The sequence below is a fragment of the Streptomyces adelaidensis genome, from assembly GCF_016598475.1.
In the GTDB taxonomy this organism is placed as follows: Bacteria; Actinomycetota; Actinomycetes; order Streptomycetales; family Streptomycetaceae; genus Streptomyces; species Streptomyces adelaidensis.
Window position 1 is genome coordinate 162,124 of record NZ_JAEMUX010000004.1, and the last position, 15,947, is coordinate 178,070.

15 protein-coding genes are annotated in these 15,947 nt (G+C 71.0%); 10 read left to right on the forward strand and 5 right to left on the reverse strand.

The genetic code is table 11. The features are described 5' to 3' along the window. Positions 1-34: 34 nt before the first annotated feature. Entirely contained in the window at positions 35-586 is a 552-nt protein-coding gene (gene def, locus I8N67_RS03565) for a peptide deformylase (RefSeq protein WP_200301071.1), read from the reverse strand. Positions 587-738: 152 nt separating this feature from the next. Here def and I8N67_RS03570 point away from each other — a divergent pair, with 152 nt between their 5' ends. The 7 genes from I8N67_RS03570 to I8N67_RS03600 all read left to right on the forward strand — a co-directional run bounded on the left by I8N67_RS03570 (position 739) and on the right by I8N67_RS03600 (position 8,875). Continuing rightward, positions 739-1,977 carry a MurT ligase domain-containing protein gene (locus I8N67_RS03570; protein ID WP_200301072.1) on the forward strand — a complete coding sequence of 413 codons (1,239 nt, stop codon included), beginning with the start codon at positions 739-741 and terminating at the stop codon, positions 1,975-1,977. A 38-nt stretch (positions 1,978-2,015) separates the two neighbouring features. Next, positions 2,016-2,747, forward strand: a complete 732-nt coding sequence (locus I8N67_RS03575) for a type 1 glutamine amidotransferase (RefSeq protein ID WP_200301073.1) — start codon at positions 2,016-2,018, stop codon at positions 2,745-2,747. 209 nt (positions 2,748-2,956) lie between these two features. After that, a complete protein-coding gene (locus I8N67_RS03580) occupies positions 2,957-3,982 on the forward strand; it encodes a 6-phosphofructokinase (RefSeq protein ID WP_200301074.1) in 1,026 nt (341 codons plus the stop codon). A gap of 173 nt (positions 3,983-4,155) precedes the next feature. Continuing rightward, positions 4,156-5,100 (forward strand): cytochrome c oxidase assembly protein, encoded by a 945-nt coding sequence (locus tag I8N67_RS03585; protein ID WP_200301075.1) that lies wholly within the window; start codon positions 4,156-4,158, stop codon positions 5,098-5,100. A gap of 241 nt (positions 5,101-5,341) precedes the next feature. Beyond that, the gene (locus I8N67_RS03590; RefSeq protein ID WP_307835137.1) at positions 5,342-6,763 is read left to right on the forward strand and encodes a DUF6777 domain-containing protein; all 1,422 of its coding nucleotides are present in this window, start codon (positions 5,342-5,344) and stop codon (positions 6,761-6,763) included. A 16-nt stretch (positions 6,764-6,779) separates the two neighbouring features. Continuing rightward, a complete protein-coding gene (locus I8N67_RS03595) occupies positions 6,780-8,705 on the forward strand; it encodes a serine/threonine-protein kinase (protein WP_200301077.1) in 1,926 nt (641 codons plus the stop codon). A gap of 14 nt (positions 8,706-8,719) precedes the next feature. Next, positions 8,720-8,875 carry a hypothetical protein gene (locus I8N67_RS03600; RefSeq protein WP_149824039.1) on the forward strand — a complete coding sequence of 52 codons (156 nt, stop codon included), beginning with the start codon at positions 8,720-8,722 and terminating at the stop codon, positions 8,873-8,875. Between the two features lie 19 nt (positions 8,876-8,894). Here I8N67_RS03600 and I8N67_RS03605 read toward each other — a convergent pair whose 3' ends face one another. From I8N67_RS03605 to I8N67_RS03620, 4 genes are all read right to left on the reverse strand, one after another. After that, positions 8,895-10,103, reverse strand: coding sequence for a sensor histidine kinase (locus I8N67_RS03605; RefSeq protein ID WP_200301121.1), 1,209 nt, complete (start codon positions 10,101-10,103; stop codon positions 8,895-8,897). Positions 10,104-10,201: 98 nt separating this feature from the next. After that, positions 10,202-11,947, reverse strand: a complete 1,746-nt coding sequence (locus I8N67_RS03610; protein ID WP_200301078.1) for a sodium/solute symporter — start codon at positions 11,945-11,947, stop codon at positions 10,202-10,204. Positions 11,948-11,967: 20 nt separating this feature from the next. Then, a complete protein-coding gene (locus I8N67_RS03615) occupies positions 11,968-12,327 on the reverse strand; it encodes a hypothetical protein (RefSeq protein ID WP_200301079.1) in 360 nt (119 codons plus the stop codon). Positions 12,328-12,336: 9 nt separating this feature from the next. Further along, on the reverse strand, positions 12,337-13,092 hold the full coding sequence (locus tag I8N67_RS03620; protein ID WP_200301080.1) for a LytR/AlgR family response regulator transcription factor: 756 nt from the start codon (positions 13,090-13,092) through the stop codon (positions 12,337-12,339). A gap of 102 nt (positions 13,093-13,194) precedes the next feature. Between I8N67_RS03620 and I8N67_RS03625 the strand changes: the two genes are divergently transcribed. From I8N67_RS03625 to rocD, 3 genes are all read left to right on the forward strand, one after another. After that, positions 13,195-13,686: an Lrp/AsnC family transcriptional regulator gene (locus I8N67_RS03625; protein ID WP_200301081.1), complete on the forward strand. Its 492-nt coding sequence runs from the start codon at positions 13,195-13,197 to the stop codon at positions 13,684-13,686. A 121-nt stretch (positions 13,687-13,807) separates the two neighbouring features. Beyond that, positions 13,808-14,638, forward strand: coding sequence for a dimethylargininase (ddaH, locus tag I8N67_RS03630; protein WP_200301082.1), 831 nt, complete (start codon positions 13,808-13,810; stop codon positions 14,636-14,638). A 58-nt stretch (positions 14,639-14,696) separates the two neighbouring features. Then, complete coding sequence (rocD, locus tag I8N67_RS03635; RefSeq protein ID WP_234044940.1) at positions 14,697-15,923, forward strand: ornithine--oxo-acid transaminase; 1,227 nt, start codon at positions 14,697-14,699, stop codon at positions 15,921-15,923. The last annotated feature ends 24 nt before the right edge of the window (positions 15,924-15,947 follow it).

Genomic DNA, 15,947 nt, shown 5'->3' on the forward strand with positions numbered 1-15,947 from the left:
GACCACAGACAACCCGCGCCCGCCCACCCGCGGCTCATCCCGAGCGACGAGGCGCCCACGAAGCCCGCGCGGCCTTCCGCAGAACCCTGCTCCGACGCCACCCCGAAAGCCGGTCCACATACACGCCGCCCTCGAGGTGATCACACTCATGCTGAAGGCACCGCGCGAAGAACCCCGTCCCCCGCACCCGCAGCCGGTCTCCGTCCACCGTGAACCCCTCGACCACGGCCTCGTCGTACCGCTCCGTCCCCGCCTCGAGGCCGGGCAGCGACAGACATCCCTCGGGGCCGCGCAGTACGATCCCCTCCGCCGAGACGAGCCGCGGGTTCACCACATGGCCGAGATGCCGCACATCGTCGTCGTCCGGGCAGTCGTATACGAAGACCCGCAGCGCCCGGCCGACCTGGTTCGCGGCGAGACCCACACCCCGCGCGTCGTACATCGTCGCGAACATGTCCTCCACAAGCCGCACCAGTTCGGGCCCGAACTCCGTCACGTCCTCACAAGGGGCGTGCAATACGGGGTCCCCGAGCAGTGTCATGGGGAGAACGCGCCCTCGGGCGCCCGGAACAGAGCCGCTTCGCATGGCCGCAAGAGTACGTTCAGACCCGATATCGCCGGTCCGGGGCATGTAACGCCCCGGTCGAGATTCGGGCGCGTGAGTGGATCTCGATAGTCTTCGGTCCACACGTTGCCGGGACTGGGCGCGGCGCTGTACGCAAGGAGGATCGAGAACTGATGGCAGGGAACTCGGACCCGCTGACGCCGCGGGCCAAGCTGGCCGTGACGGCGGGCAAGGCGGTCGCGGCGGCATCGCGTGCCGCGGGACGCGGTAGCGGATCGGTGATCGGCGGCCGGGTGGCACTCAAACTCGACCCCGATCTCCTCGCCAGGCTCGCGCAGAGCCTGGACGTCATCCTGGTCTCCGCCACCAATGGAAAGACCACCACGACCCGTCTGATCGCGGAGGCGCTGCGCGCCGCGGGGCCGGTCGTGTCGAACGCGCTCGGGGCCAACATGCCCGCGGGCATCACCTCGGCGCTGGCGGGGAACTCGGACTCCAAGTTCGCGGTCATCGAGGTCGACGAGAAGTACCTCGCCGGTGTCGCGCGGGACACCGACCCCAAGTGCATCGCGCTGCTCAACCTCTCCCGCGACCAGCTCGACCGCGCCGCCGAGACCCGCATGATGGCGGAGGCCTGGCGGGAGGGCCTGGCCGGCACGAAGTCCGTGGTGGTGGCGAACTGCGACGACCCGCTGATCGTGTGGGCCGCGTCGTCCTCCCCGAATGTGATCTGGGTCGCGGTCGGCCAGATGTGGAAGGACGACGCCTGGTCGTGCCCGTCCTGCGGCGGTGTGATGCAGCGCCCCGGCGACGACTGGTTCTGCGGCGAGTGCGGTTTCCGCCGCCCCACGCCGAGCTGGGCGCTCTCGGGCGACCACGTCCTCGACCCGCACGGCTCGGCCTGGCCGATCCACCTCCAGCTGCCGGGCCGCGCCAACAAGGCCAACGCGGCCTCGTCGGCCGCCGTCGCCGCCGTCTTCGGGGTGCCGCCGCAGGTCGCCCTGGAACGCATGTACCAGGTGCAGGCGGTGGCCGGACGGTACGACGTCGTCCAGTTCATGCAGCGTGATCTGCGGCTGCTGCTCGCCAAGAACCCGGCGGGCTGGCTGGAGACGTTCTCGCTGATCGACCCGCCGCCGTCGCCGGTGATCCTGTCCGTGAACGCGCGCGGCGCCGACGGCACCGACACCTCCTGGCTGTGGGACGTCGACTACACCCGGCTGACCGGCCACCCGGTCTTCGTGCTCGGCGACCGCAAGCTCGACCTCGCGGTGCGGCTGGAGGTCGCGGGCCAGCACTTCCAGGTCTGCGACACCCTCGACCAGGCGGTGCAGATGTGTCCGCCGGGGCGGATCGAGGTCATCGCGAACTACACCGCGTTCCAGGACCTGCGCCGCCGCGTGGGCAACTGAGCACCCGTCCACGAACGACTCTGAGGGGCACTGACTTCATGAGTGACAACAGCCTGCGGATCGTCTGGGTCTACCCGGACCTGCTCAGCACCTACGGCGACCAGGGCAACGTCCTCGTCGTGGAGCGGCGGGCGCGGCAGCGCGGCCTGGACGTGGCTCGGCTGGACGTGCGCAGCGACCAGCCGATCCCGACCTCCGGCGACATCTATCTGATCGGCGGCGGCGAGGACCGTCCGCAGCGGCTCGCGGCCGAGCGGCTGCGCCGCGACCGGCATCTGTACCGGGCGGTGGAGAACGGCGCGATCGTCTTCGCGGTGTGCGCCGGCTACCAGATCCTCGGCCACGAGTTCGTCAACGACCTCGGGCAGCGCGAGCCGGGCCTCGGTCTGCTCGACGTGACCAGCACGCGTGGCGAGGGCGAGCGGTGCGTCGGTGACGTCCTCGGGGACATCGACCCGCGCCTCGGTCTGCCGCAGCTGACCGGGTTCGAGAACCACCAGGGCGTCACCCACCTCGGCCCCACCGCCCGCCCGTTCGCGAACGTGCGGCTCGGCAAGGGCAACGGCACGGGTGACGGCACGGAGGGTGCGTACAACGACACCGTGTTCGGCACCTACATGCACGGTCCGGTGCTGGCGCGGAACCCGCAGATCGCCGACCTGCTGCTGAAGCTGGCGCTCGATGTGAACGCGCTGCCGCCGAGCGACGACCGCTGGTTCGACGCGCTGCGGAGCGAGCGCATCGCGACGGCCCAGCAGCAGCCCGCGTAACGCGTCCGGCAGGAAGCCGAGGAGCCTGAGAAACGGTTCCTCAGTGCCCGTACGAAAGCCCGTCTGACCTGGTCTCCGCTCACCTGTGCGGGGCCGTCCAGCAGGCGGACGCCCGCTACGGCCCCGCCCCCTGCCGCCGGTAGGGTGGCGGGCATTCCCGCCGGACAACGTGGTCCGGATCCGGCCCACGTCGATAAGGTGATCGGGCTATGCGCATTGGTGTCCTCACGTCCGGCGGCGACTGTCCCGGGCTGAACGCCGTCATCCGGTCCGTCGTGCACCGCGCCGTCGTCGACCACGGCGACGAGGTCATCGGGTTCCGGGACGGCTGGAAAGGCCTCCTGGACTGCGACTACCTCAAGCTCGACCTCGACGCGGTGGCCGGCATCCTGGCTCGCGGCGGCACGATCCTCGGCTCCTCCCGGGTCCAGCCCTCCCATCTGCGGGACGGTGTGGAGCGGGCGAAGGGCCATGTCGAGGAGCTCGGCCTCGACGCGATCATCCCCATCGGCGGTGAGGGCACCCTCAAGGCGGCCCGGCTGATGTCGGACAACGGCCTGCCGATCGTGGGTGTGCCGAAGACCATCGACAACGACATCGCGGTCACCGACGTCACCTTCGGCTTCGACACGGCCGTGGGCGTCGCCACCGAGGCCCTGGACCGGCTGAAGACCACCGCCGAGTCCCACCAGCGCGTCCTGGTCGTGGAGGTCATGGGCCGCCACACCGGCTGGATCGCGCTCCACTCCGGCATGGCGGCCGGCGCGCACGCCATCGTCGTACCGGAACGGCCCTTCGACATCGAGGAGTTGGCCGCGCGGGTCGGCGAACGCTTCGAGGCGGGCAAGCGGTTCGCGATCGTCGTGGCGGCGGAGGGGGCCAAGCCGAAGACCGGGTCCATGGAGTTCGACGAGGGCGCCAAGGACATCTACGGGCACGAGCGGTTCGCCGGCATCGCCCGGCAGCTCTCCGTCGAGCTGGAGGCGCGCCTCGGGAAGGAGGCGCGGCCGGTGATCCTGGGGCATGTACAGCGGGGCGGGACGCCCACGGCGTACGACCGGGTGCTGGCCACGCGGTTCGGGTGGCATGCGGTGGAGGCCGTGCACCGGGGGGAGTTCGGGCGGATGACGGCGCTTCGGGGGACGGACATCGTGATGGTGCCGCTCGCCGAGGCGGTCGAGACGTTGAAGACGGTTCCGCAGGAGCGGTACGCCGAGGCCGAGTGCGTGCTCTGAGTCTCGCCGTGGGTCTGCGGGAACGTCGCAGACCGCGGGTGGGTCGTGGCTGGTCGCGCAGTTCCCCGCGCCCCTGGGCAGGTCGCACCGCCCCCGAGCGCAAACGTGACCGGGGGCGGTTCTAGTCTGGGGCGGACAGACAGCGCAACCCCCCACGAATCAGGAGCCGGCGGATGGAGCACAGCGGGCACGGTATGGGGCTTTCGCCCTTCACCCTCGGGCGGGGACTCGCGTGGTCGGCGGACCCGTTCTTCCTGGTCGCGTGTCTGCTGGGGCTGGGGCTGTACGGCTGGGGGGTCGTGCGGCTGGTCCGGCGCGGGGACAAGTGGCCGGTGGGCCGGACGGTCGCGTTCGTCGTAGGTGTGCTGCTCGTGATGCTGATGATGTGCACCGGGCTGAACGACTACGGGATGGTCATGTTCAGCGTGCACATGGTGCAGCACATGGTGATCAGCATGCTGGCGCCGATCGTGCTGCTGCTCGGTGCGCCGATGACGCTGGCGCTGCGGGCACTGCCGGTGGCGGGCCAGGGGCGGAAGGGGCCGCGTGAGCTGCTGCTGATGTTTCTGCACAGCTGGTACATGAAGATCGTCACGCACCCGGCGTTCACGATCCCCATGTTCATCGCGAGCCTGTACGGGCTGTACTTCACCCCGATCTTCGACTCCCTGATGGGGTCGACACCGGGACACATCCTGATGATGGTGCACTTCCTCCTGGTCGGTCTGTTCTTCTTCTGGCCGATCATGGGCATCGATCCGGGACCGCACCGGCCGGGGTATCTGATGCGGATGCTGGAGCTGTTCATGGGCATGCCGTTCCACGCGTTCTTCGGCATCGCGCTGATGATGGCGTCCGCGCCGATGGTCAAGACGTACGAGAACCCGCCCGCCTCCCTGGGCATCGACGCGCTCGCCGACCAGAACGCGGCCGGCGGCATCGCCTGGGCGTTCAGCGAGATCCCGTCCGTGCTCGTGCTGCTCGCGCTGCTCTTCCAGTGGTACGGCTCCGAGCAGCGGCAGGCCAAGCGCGAGGACCGCGCGGCCGACCGGAACGGCGACAAGGAGCTGGAGGCGTACAACGCCTATCTGGCCTCATTGAACGCACGTAGTCGCTGAGTCACTTTTCTTTTTCGTGCCCCAATTCTTTTGTTTGGCCCCACGGCCCTTCTTTTGTTTTTTCCTCGACCGAAAGGCTTTGCCCTTCAGTAGCATGATGCGTGAGCCCCGCTTCCGTACTGCGGGGTGACGGGGGAAACCGCCGGGGGGAGCGGTCATGACAATTCACGCATGCTTGCGAACATGTTTGCGAAAAGCGGGGAAATCGGCTGCCCGGAGGATCGCCGTCCTACTGGTGGGCGTGGTGATCCTCAGCGGCTGCGGCGACTCGACGCCGGCGCTGTTGGCGGTGAAGGCGGTGGCCGCGGGCGTGCCGTCTCTCGCGCCCTTCTTCGACGAGGGCGAGCGGCTGGGCCGGGACGAGCCCGACCTCAGGTCCCTGGAGCCGCACAGCGGCCTGCAGCAGGGCAACACCCCCGGCCTGTACGGGGGCACACAGCAGCCGAAGATCTGTGACGTCGGCAAACTGGAGGATTTCCTCACCGATCCCGAGAACAAGAAAAAGGCTCAGCAATGGGCCGGGATCGTCGGAATCGACGTGGCCGGAATCGCTGATTATCTCGACGAACTCACTCCCGTTCTCCTGCGCCACGACACCCTCGTGAAGAACCACGACTACAAGAAGGGCAAGGCCGTCCCCTTCGACGCGTTGCTGGAAACCGGTATCGCGGTATTGGTCGACAGTCAGGGCCTGCCCGCCGTGAAGTGCAGCTGCGGAAATCCCCTGCGCGCGTTCGACGAGGACCCTCAGCGCATCAAGGTGGATTTCGCCGAGGGCAACGAGGAGTGGAAGGGCTACGACAAGTCCCGGGTGGTCGTCGTCAAGCCCGCGCCCGAGCAGCTGAAGGAGGTCAAGCTCGTCGACGTCGAGGACCCGGACCAGGGCATCAGCCGGGACGTCGGCACCACGGGCGAGTCCGACACGACGTTCGACACCCGGGCGCGGCAGGCCGTGCCGAAGGTACGGGGGATGACCTTCGGCGACGCCAGTGCGGCCATGGCGGACAAGGGTCTGGCCGTTGCGGTCGCCGGGGACGAGATGCCGCCCAGCGACGCGCCGGTGACCGGTTCGAGCCCCGGGCCGGGTACCCGGCTGGCGTTCGGTGACGCCGTGGCACTGCAGGTGGACTGGCCGGGGGCGTCGTCCGACGAGGGTAAGGACGACCCGGGATCCGGCTCGGGCTCGGGCTCGGGTTCCACGGGGACGGGACCGGAACCGACCGGGCCCTCGGCGACGGACGGCTCACCGTCGAACAGCTCGCCGTCGTCCGGGTCGCCGATGGCGAGCACTCCCCCAACGGCCGGCGGCACATCTCCGACACCGACACCGACACCAACGCCGACTCCGACTCTGACACCGACTCCGACTCCGACTCCGACTCCGACACCGTCCAAGACCCCCGAGCCGCCACCGACGCCCACACGCACTCCCACGCCAACCCCCACACCCCCGCCCACTCCGACGCTCACCACATCCGCACCGCCCGCCACCCCGACCCGGACGAGCACGCCGCCGGAGCCCCCCGATCCCGACCCCAGCCCCCCGGAGGACAGCGAGCCCCCGGAGGAGAGCGGGCCGGCCACCGACGACCCGGTGGATCCCGGGGGCCCGAGCGACTCGGGTGATCCCGTCGAGAACCCCGTCCAGTCCGTGCGGATCTGAACCCCGGGAGTGACCGATGCAGTCAGGAGCACCGCATTCGGGAGTCGGCCGGGTGATCGCCGACCGCTATCTCCTGCTGAACCGGCTGGGCAGCGGCGGCATGGGCCACGTCTGGCTGGCGCACGACCAGCAGCTGGACTGCGAGGTGGCGCTCAAGGAGATCGTGTTCCGCGATCCGGACGAGGCCGAGCGGGACCGTACGGCCCGGGTGGCGCGCGCCCGTGCCGAGGCCCGGCATGCCGCCGTGCTGCGCGGCCACCCGAACGTGGCGACCGTGCATGACGTCCTGGAGCACGACGAGCTGCCTTGGATCGTCATGGAGTACGTGCCGGGTGCCCTCGACCTGAAGGCCGTCGTCACCCGGCGCGGCGCCCTCGCGCCCGCCGAGTGCGCCCGGATCGGGCTCGCCGTGCTGGACGCGCTGACCGCCGGGCACGAGCGCGGCATCATGCACCGGGACGTCAAACCCGCCAACATCCTGCTCGCCCCGGATCGCACCGGCTCGCCGTACGCGCGTGTTCACCTCACGGACTACGGCATCTCCGTCCAGCCCGATACCCAGGAGACCCGGTACACGCGGACGCATGTGCTGGTCGGGACCTCCGGGTATCTGGCGCCCGAGCGGGCCCAGGGCGGGCCGCCGACCGCCGCGGCCGACCTGTTCTCGCTGGGCTGCACGCTGTACTACGCCGTCGAGGGGTACGGGCCCTTCGACCGGGACTCGGAGATCGCGGCGCTGACCGCAGTCGTCCTGGAGGAACCGCGCCCCATGCTGCGGGCGGGCGCCCTGGAACCGGTGCTGGCCGCCATGCTCGGCAAGGATCCCGTGCACCGGATCACGGCGTCCGAGACCGAGGCCGCGCTCTCGGCGATCGTCACGCCCCAGGCGCACCCCCGCACCGAGCCCGACCTGGGCTCGCAGCCGCACTGGGCGAGTGAGCGGACGCACACGGCGGAGCCGGAGATCCTCGGCTCGCCGATCCCGCACGAGTCGCCGTGGTACGCGCCGGCGCCCGCACCGGCGAGCCCCTCCGCCTGGGCCCCGGCCGCCGACCCGGGCTACGGCGCTCCCCCGCGCACCACCGGCACCGGCGGCCGCCGCCGACGCCACCGCAGCCGGGCCCTGCTGGCCGGGGTGGCGACCACGCTCGGCCTCGCCCTCACGGTGGGCGGCACCTGGTACGCCTTCGGGAACCTGCCGGGTGGCACGGGCGACGGCGACACCGTCGGCGGGAAGCCGTACGGGGATGCCGTCGGGCTGTCCGAGCCGCTCAAGGACGGCGACTGTGTACAGGTCACCTGGGCGGGCGTCCGGTTCGAGGGGACGCCGCGACTCCAGCTGGTGCCCCAGTGCACGGGGCCCGCGGTGGACGGGCAGGTGATGGCCTTCCACGAGGCGTCCTCGGCCGAGGACGCGCGGGCGAGCGGGACCGCGCGGTGCGAACAGCTGACCGAGGAGGAGCGCGGGAACCTGGTGGACATCCGCTCCTACCCCGTCCTCCCGGCCGACGACGGCTTCGACGCCGCGGGACACCGGGTCGCCTGTCTGCTGCTGGGCGAGCGCCGGCCGGTGTACGGGCCGATCGGGCGCCACCGTCAGGAGGGGGAGACCGTGTTCGTCGACGCGGCGACCATGCAGAAGCAGGACTGCCTCGACGTGATCTCCGACAGCAGGGCCCGGCTGGTGTCCTGCCTGGGCCGCCATCGGCAGAAGGTGCTCGGCTTCCACGAGATGAGCCCCGGGACGACCTACGCGAAGGCGAACGCCGAGGCGCTGGCCGCCTGCGCGAAGAACGTGCCCCCGGAGGAGTACGGCTACGAGGAGGCCGTCACCGCCTCCGGCTACTGGCTCAGCGAGGACGGCTGGAAAAAGGGCGCACATTACGTCGTCTGCACTGTCATTTCCGGTAGTGGGGGCACCATGGAGGGAGAAGAAGCCTGAGGAAGGGTGTTGCGATGCCCGGTTCGACGAAGGCCATGGGGGTGCTCACCGTCGGTGGGCTGGTCGTGGTGACGGCCTACTCGGTGGCGCTCGGCAGCAATGGCTGGCTGTGGTTCGGATGGGTCGTCCTCGGCCTGTTGACGCTGGGGATGGTGGCATCGCGCACCTGAGGCTCAGCGTCGGTGACCTTCAGGCGCGGGGGATTCCCCCGTCCGGGTGTACGCCCGGCTGGTATTTGGGCAGCCGGGCGGTGATTTTCATGCCCGCGCCGACGGCGGTCTCGATGACGAGGCCTCGGTCGTCGCCGTACACCTGGCGGAGCCGTTCGTCGACGTTGCTGAGGCCTATGCCACCGGAGGGGCTGCTCTCGCCTGCCAGGATGCGGCGGAGCACCTCGGGTTCCATGCCGACGCCGTCGTCCTCGATGACGACGAGTGCCTCGGCGCCCGCGTCCTGTGCGGTGATGCTGATGTGGCTCTTGTCGGTCCTGCCTTCGAGGCCGTGTTTGACGGCGTTCTCGACCAGGGGCTGGAGGCAGAGGAAGGGCAGGGTGACCGGCAGGACCTCGGGGGCTATCTGGAGGGTGACCGAGAGGCGGTCGCCGAAGCGGGCCCGGACCAGCGCCAAGTAGTGGTCGATGGCGTGGAGTTCGTCGGCGAGGGTGGTGAAGTCGCCGTGTCTGCGGAACGAGTAGCGGGTGAAGTCGGCGAATTCCAGGAGGAGTTCGCGTGCGCGCTCGGGGTCGGTGCGGACGAACGAGGCGATCACCGCGAGCGAGTTGAAGATGAAGTGCGGGGAGATCTGGGCGCGCAGGGCCTTGATCTCGGCCTCTATCAGCCGGGTGCGGGACTGGTCGAGGTCGGCCAGCTCCAGCTGGACGGAGACCCAGCGGGCGACCTCCCCGGCGGCCCGGACGAGGACGGCGGACTCGCGCGGCGCACAGGCGACGAGCGCCCCGTGCACGCGGTCGTCGACGGTGAGCGGGGCGACGACGGCCCAGCGGACCGGGCAGTCGATGATGTCGCAGGTCAGCCGGAAGGCCTCGCCCCGGCCGGTCTCCAGGGGCCCGCCCAGCCGTTCCATGATCTCGGCGCGGTGGTGCTCCCCCACTCCCTCCCAGGCGAGGACCGACTCGTGGTCGGTGAGGCAGAGCGCGTCGGTGCCGAGCAGGGTGCGCAGCCGCTTGGCGGATCTGCGGGCGGTCTCCTCGGTGAGGCCGGCGCGCAGCGGGGGCGCAGCGAGCGTGGCGGTGTGCAGGGTCTGGAAGGTGGCGTGCTCGACCGGTGTGCCGAGTCCGCCGAGGCTGTTGCGGGGCCGGGCCGTGCGGCGGCCGAGCCAGAACCCGGCCGCGAGCAGCGGGAGCACGGCCACGAAGACCCCCGCCAGGAACCCGCTCACTTCACCGCTCATCATTCACCTCCCGCATGTGGTACACCGCTCACCGCCCGCGGGTTCCCTCCCGCCGATCCTCGCCGCCGCCACAGTCCGATCGATCCTCACCTTCGCCACAGTTCGATCTCCTTGGTCGCCGCGCGGGTCCGGCCGCCGACCAGCTCCTCCGGGAGGTGGAAGCGCGCCAGGATCGCCGGTGTCTCCGCCGGGACCTTGCCGGGGGTGGCCAGGGACACCAGGACCATGGTGAGGAAGGCGAGGGGAACCGACCAGAGGGCGGGCCAGGCCAGCAGGGCGTGCAGGGTGCCGGTGCCGGGGTATCCGGCCATGGTCGCGGCGACCGCGAGGAGGGCCGAGCCGCCGCCGACGAGCATGCCGGCCGCGGCGCCCGGCGGGGTGAGGCGCCGCCACCAGATGCCGAGGACGAGCAGCGGGCAGAACGAGGAGGCGGAGACGGCGAAGGCGAGCCCGACCGCGTCGGCGACCGGCAGCCCGCCGACCAGGCCGCTGGCCGCCAGCGGTACGGCCATCGCGAGGACCGTGCCGAGCCGGAAGTGCCGTACGCCGCGTGCGGGCAGTACGTCCTGGGTGAGCACGCCGGCGACCGCCATGGTCAGGCCGGACGCGGTGGACAGGAACGCGGCGAACGCGCCGCCCGCCACCAGCGCGCCGAGCAGGTCGCCGCCGAGGCCGCCGATCATGCGGTCCGGGAGGAGGAGCACGGCCGCGTCGGCGTCGCCGGTGAGGGCGAGGTCGGGGGCGTAGAGCCTGCCCAGGGCGCCGTAGACCGGTGGCAGGAGGTAGAAGGCGCCGATGAGGCCGAGGACGACGACGGTGGTGCGGCGGGCGGCGACGCCGTGCGGGCTGGTGTAGAAGCGGACGACGACGTGGGGCAGGCCCATGGTGCCGAGGAAGGTGGCGAGGATCAGCCCGTAGGTGGCGTACAGGGGGCGTTCCTCGCGGCCCGCGGCGAGCGAGGTGGACATGCCGCCGTTGGTGGCTCGGTCGGCGACGGGGACGGTGTCGCCCTTGGTGAAGGTCAGCCGGGTGCCCCGGTCGATGCGGTGGGTGCCGACGGGCAGGTCGATCCGCCGGTCGTCGTGGCGGCGGCCGTCGATCGTGCCGGAGACGGTGACGGTCAGCGGGCTCGCGAGTTTCAGGTCGACGGTCTCGTCGACGCGGACGACCCGTTGTTCGCGGAACTCGGCGGGCTCGTCGAAGGCGTGGCGCGGGCCGCCGTCGCCCTGCCAGGCGAGGACGAGGAAGAGGGCGGGGACCAGGAGGGCGGTGAGTTTGAGCCAGTACTGGAAGGCCTGGACGAAGGTGATGCTGCGCATGCCGCCGGCGGCGACCGTGGCGCAGACGACGACGGCGACGATGACCCCGCCGAGCCACTCGGGGGCGTCGGTGAGCACGTTCAACGTCAGTCCGGCGCCCTGGAGCTGGGGCAGCAGATACAGCCAGCCGACGCCGACCACGAAGGCCCCCGCGAGCCGCCGTACGGTCTTGGAGGCGAGCCGGGCCTCGGCGAAGTCCGGGAGGGTGTAGGCGCCCGAGCGGCGCAGCGGGGCGGCGACGAACAGCAGGAGGACGAGGTAGCCGGCGGTGTAGCCGACCGGGTACCAGAGCATGTCGGGGCCCTGGACCAGGACGAGCCCGGCGATGCCGAGGAAGGAGGCGGCGGAGAGGTACTCGCCGCTGATCGCGGCCGCGTTGAGGCGGGGGCCGACGGTGCGGGAGGCGACGTAGAAGTCGGAGGTGGTCCGGGAGATGCGCAGGCCGAAGGCGCCGACGAAGACGGTCGCGACGACGACGAGGGCGACGGCGGGGACGGCGTAGGTGTCGTTCACGGGTTCTCTGTTCCGTCGCCTCAGCGGTCCTCGACGAGGCGCACGAGGTCCTGTTCGTTGCGTTCGGCGCGGCGCACGTGCCAGTGGGCGAGGAGGACCAGGGGCGGGTAGATGCCGAAGCCGAGGACGGCCCACTCCAGGCCGGCGCCGTCCGGCATCGCGGCGAAGACCAGGGGCAGCGGGGCGACCAGCAGTACCAGGATCGCGAACACGGCGAGGGCGGCGCGGAGTTGGCTGCGCATGAGGGAGCGGACGTAGGTGTGGCCGAGGGTGGTCTGTTCGTCGATCTCGGTGCGGGGGCGGTGGTAGCCGGATGTGCGGCGGGTGCGGCGGGGCACTCCGGTGACGACGACGCGTCGTTCGGTGGGGTCGTTCGGCATGGCGGCTCCTCAGCCCGTGGTCCGGCGCATCAGCAGATCGCGCAGTTCGCGGGCGTGGCGGCGGCTGACCTGGAGTTCGACCGGGCCGACGAGGACGCTCACCGTGCCGGCGTCCAGGCGGAGTTCGCCGACGTGGCGCAGGGCGACGAGGTGACGGCGGTGGATGCGGACGAAGCCTCGGGAGCGCCAGCGTTCTTCGAGGGTGGAGAGGGGGATGCGGACGAGGTGGCTGCCCTGCGGGGTGTGCAGCCTGGCGTAGTCGCCCTGGGCCTCGACGTGGGTGATGTCGTCGACGGCGACGAAGCGGGTCACGCCGCCGAGTTCGACGGGTATCTGGTCGGGGTCGGGTTCGTGGACCGGTATCGGCGGGGCGGTGTCGCGGAACTGGGCGGCCCGGCGTATCGCCTCGGCGAGGCGTTCGCGGCGGACGGGCTTGAGGACGTAGTCGACGGCCTTGAGGTCGAAGGCCTGGACGGCGAAGCCCTCGTGCGCGGTGACGAAGACGACGAGCGGGGGCCGCGCGAAGCCGGTGAGGAGGCGGGCGAGGTCGAGGCCGTCGAGTCCGGCCATGTGGATGTCGAGGAAGACGACGTCGATGGCCTCGGGCCCGTCGGGGCCGGACTCCAGGGCCCGGTTGATCCGGCGCAGTGCCTCGGTGGCGTCGCTCGCGCCCTCGGCACTGCCGATCCGGGGATCCGCGTTCAGCAGGTACAGCAGTTCCTCGAGAGAGGGTTTCTCGTCATCGACGGCGAGCGCGCGCAGCATGAACGTGGAGTGTAGGAGTAATTCGTACTACTGCACACGTCCGCGCGCCGGACGCCTTCGCGCCGGGCTCCGCGGGCACCCCTCGCTGGATACAGTGCCCGCATGAACAGCAAGTCCGCGGTGTTCGACGAGCTCGATCGCAAGATCATCACGGCGTTGATGGCGAACGCGAGGACCAGCTTCGCCGAGATCGGCTCCGCTGTCGGCCTTTCCGCCACGGCGGTCAAGCGGCGGGTGGACCGGCTGCGCGAGACCGGGGTGATCACCGGCTTCACGGCCACGGTCCAGCCGGCGGCGCTCGGCTGGCGCACGGAGGCGTACGTGGAGGTGTACTGCGAGGGCGCGGCGCCGCCCCGGCGGCTCGCGGAGGTGGTACGCAACCATCCTGAGATCACCGCGGCGATGACGGTGACGGGTGGCGCGGACGCGCTGCTGCATGTACGGGCCGTCGATGTGGAGCACTTCGAGGAGGTGCTGGAGCGGATCCGGGCGGAGCCGTTCATCCGGAAGACGATCAGTTACATGGTGCTGTCGCATCTGCTGCCGGAGGCTCCGGAGGCCGGGGCGACCCAGGACGCAGCGAACCTGCGCTGAACGGGGAAAACACGCAGCATTACTGCGCGAACACGCAACGTTCGTTCCTTGTCCTGCGCCGGTCCCGATTCCTACCGTGGTGTCATCCCAGCCGACACCGCAGGAAGCGGAGAGACCCTCTGTGCCCGACAGCCGTGTGCCGCGCCTTCGGCGCTTTCTCGTCTGTGAACCCAGACATTTCGCCGTGCAGTACTCGATCAATCCCTGGATGCATCCGGACACCCCCGTGGACGTCGACCTCGCCCAGGATCAGTGGCAGGAGCTGATCCGCGCCTACCGGGCCCATGGCCACACCGTCGACGCCGTGGAGCCGGTCGCGGCCCTGCCCGACATGGTGTTCGCGGCCAACTGCGCGCTCGTTCTCGGCGGCCGGGTCCTCGGCTCGCTGTTCCACGCGCCCGAGCGGCGTCCCGAGTCCACCGCGTACGACACCTGGTTCAAGAGCGCCGGGTACGAGGTGTTCCGGTCCGAATCGGTGTGCGAAGGAGAGGGCGATCTGGTGCCGGCCGGCCGCTATCTGCTCGCCGGGACCGGCTTCCGCACCACCCGCGAGGCCCATCGCCAGGCGCAGGAGTTCTTCGGCGTCCCCGTCGTCAGCCTCCAGCTGGTGGACCCGCGCTTCTACCATCTGGACACCGCGCTGTTCGTCCTCGACGACGGGACGGGCTCTCACCCCGGCAACATCGCGTACTACCCGGAGGCGTTCTCGCCCGGCAGCCGCGCGGTCCTCGCCCGTCTGTATCCGGACGCGGTGATCGCGACACGCGAGGACGCCATGGCGTTCGGCCTGAACTCGGTGTCTGACGGCCGCCACGTCTTCATCGCGCCCCGCGCCAAGGAGCTCGCCGACCAGCTCGCGCGGCAGGGCTACGTCCCCGTCCCCGTCGACCTGTCGGAGTTCCAGAAGGCCGGCGGCGGCATCAAGTGCTGCACGCAGGAGATCCGCCCGTGAGCCTGGAGATGCTCCCCCTGAACCGGGGATCCCGGCCCGTGACCCAGGAGGTCCGCTCATGACCGCTCCCGTCCGCACGCGTTCGTCGGCCGACCTCATCCGCTCCGAGGAGCCCGTCCTCGCGCACAACTACCACCCCCTGCCCGTGGTCGTCGCCCGGGCCGAGGGCACCTGGGTCGAGGACGTCGAAGGCCGTCGCTATCTGGACATGCTGGCCGGCTACTCCGCCCTCAACTTCGGCCACCGCCACCCGGCCCTGATCGAGGCCGCGCACCGCCAGCTCGACACCCTCACCCTGACCTCGCGGGCCTTCCACAACGACCGGCTCGCCTCTTTCGCCGAGTCCCTGGCCGAGCTGACCGGCCTGGACATGGTGCTGCCGATGAACACGGGCGCCGAGGCCGTCGAGAGCGCGATCAAGGTGGCCCGCAAATGGGCGTACGAGGTGAAGGGCGTCCCCGCCGACCGGGCGACGATCGTGGTCGCCGCCGACAACTTCCACGGCCGTACGACGACGATCGTCGGCTTCTCCACGGACCCGGTGGCCCGTGCCGGGTTCGGCCCGTTCGCGCCGGGCTTCCGGATCGTGCCGTACAACGACCTCGCGGCGCTCGAAGCAGCGATCGACGAGACCACGGCCGCCGTGCTGATCGAGCCGATCCAGGGCGAGGCGGGCGTGGTCATCCCGGACGACGGCTATCTGCGCGGGGTCCGCGAGCTGACCCGCCGCACCGGTTGCCTCTTCATCGCGGACGAGATCCAGTCGGGCCTCGGCCGCACCGGCCGGACGCTCGCCGTCGAGCACGAGGACGTCCTCCCCGACGCCGTACTGCTGGGCAAGGCGCTCGGCGGTGGCATCGTGCCGGTGTCGGCGGTGGTGGCCCGCCGGGAGGTGCTGTCCGTGCTGCGGCCCGGTGAGCACGGGTCGACCTTCGGCGGCAATCCGCTCGCCGCGGCCGTCGGTTCGGCGGTGGTGGAGCTGCTGCGGACCGGGGAGTTCCAGCTCAGGGCGGCCGAGCTGGGCGAGCTGCTGCGGGACGGGCTGACGGCTCTGGTCGGCCGGGGTGTGGTCGGGTTCCGGGCGCGCGGGCTGTGGGCGGGCGTCGACCTCGACCCCGCGATCGGCACCGGTCGCGAGATCAGCCACCGCCTCATGGCCGAGGGCATCCTGGTCAAGGACACCCACGGCTCGACGATCCGGCTGGCGCCGCCGCTCACGATCACCGCTGCGGAGCTGCGGTCGGCGCTCGGGACGCTGGAGAAGGTGCTGGGGGGCGGGGTCTGAGCCCGCCCCTCGGGCCCAGCGGCG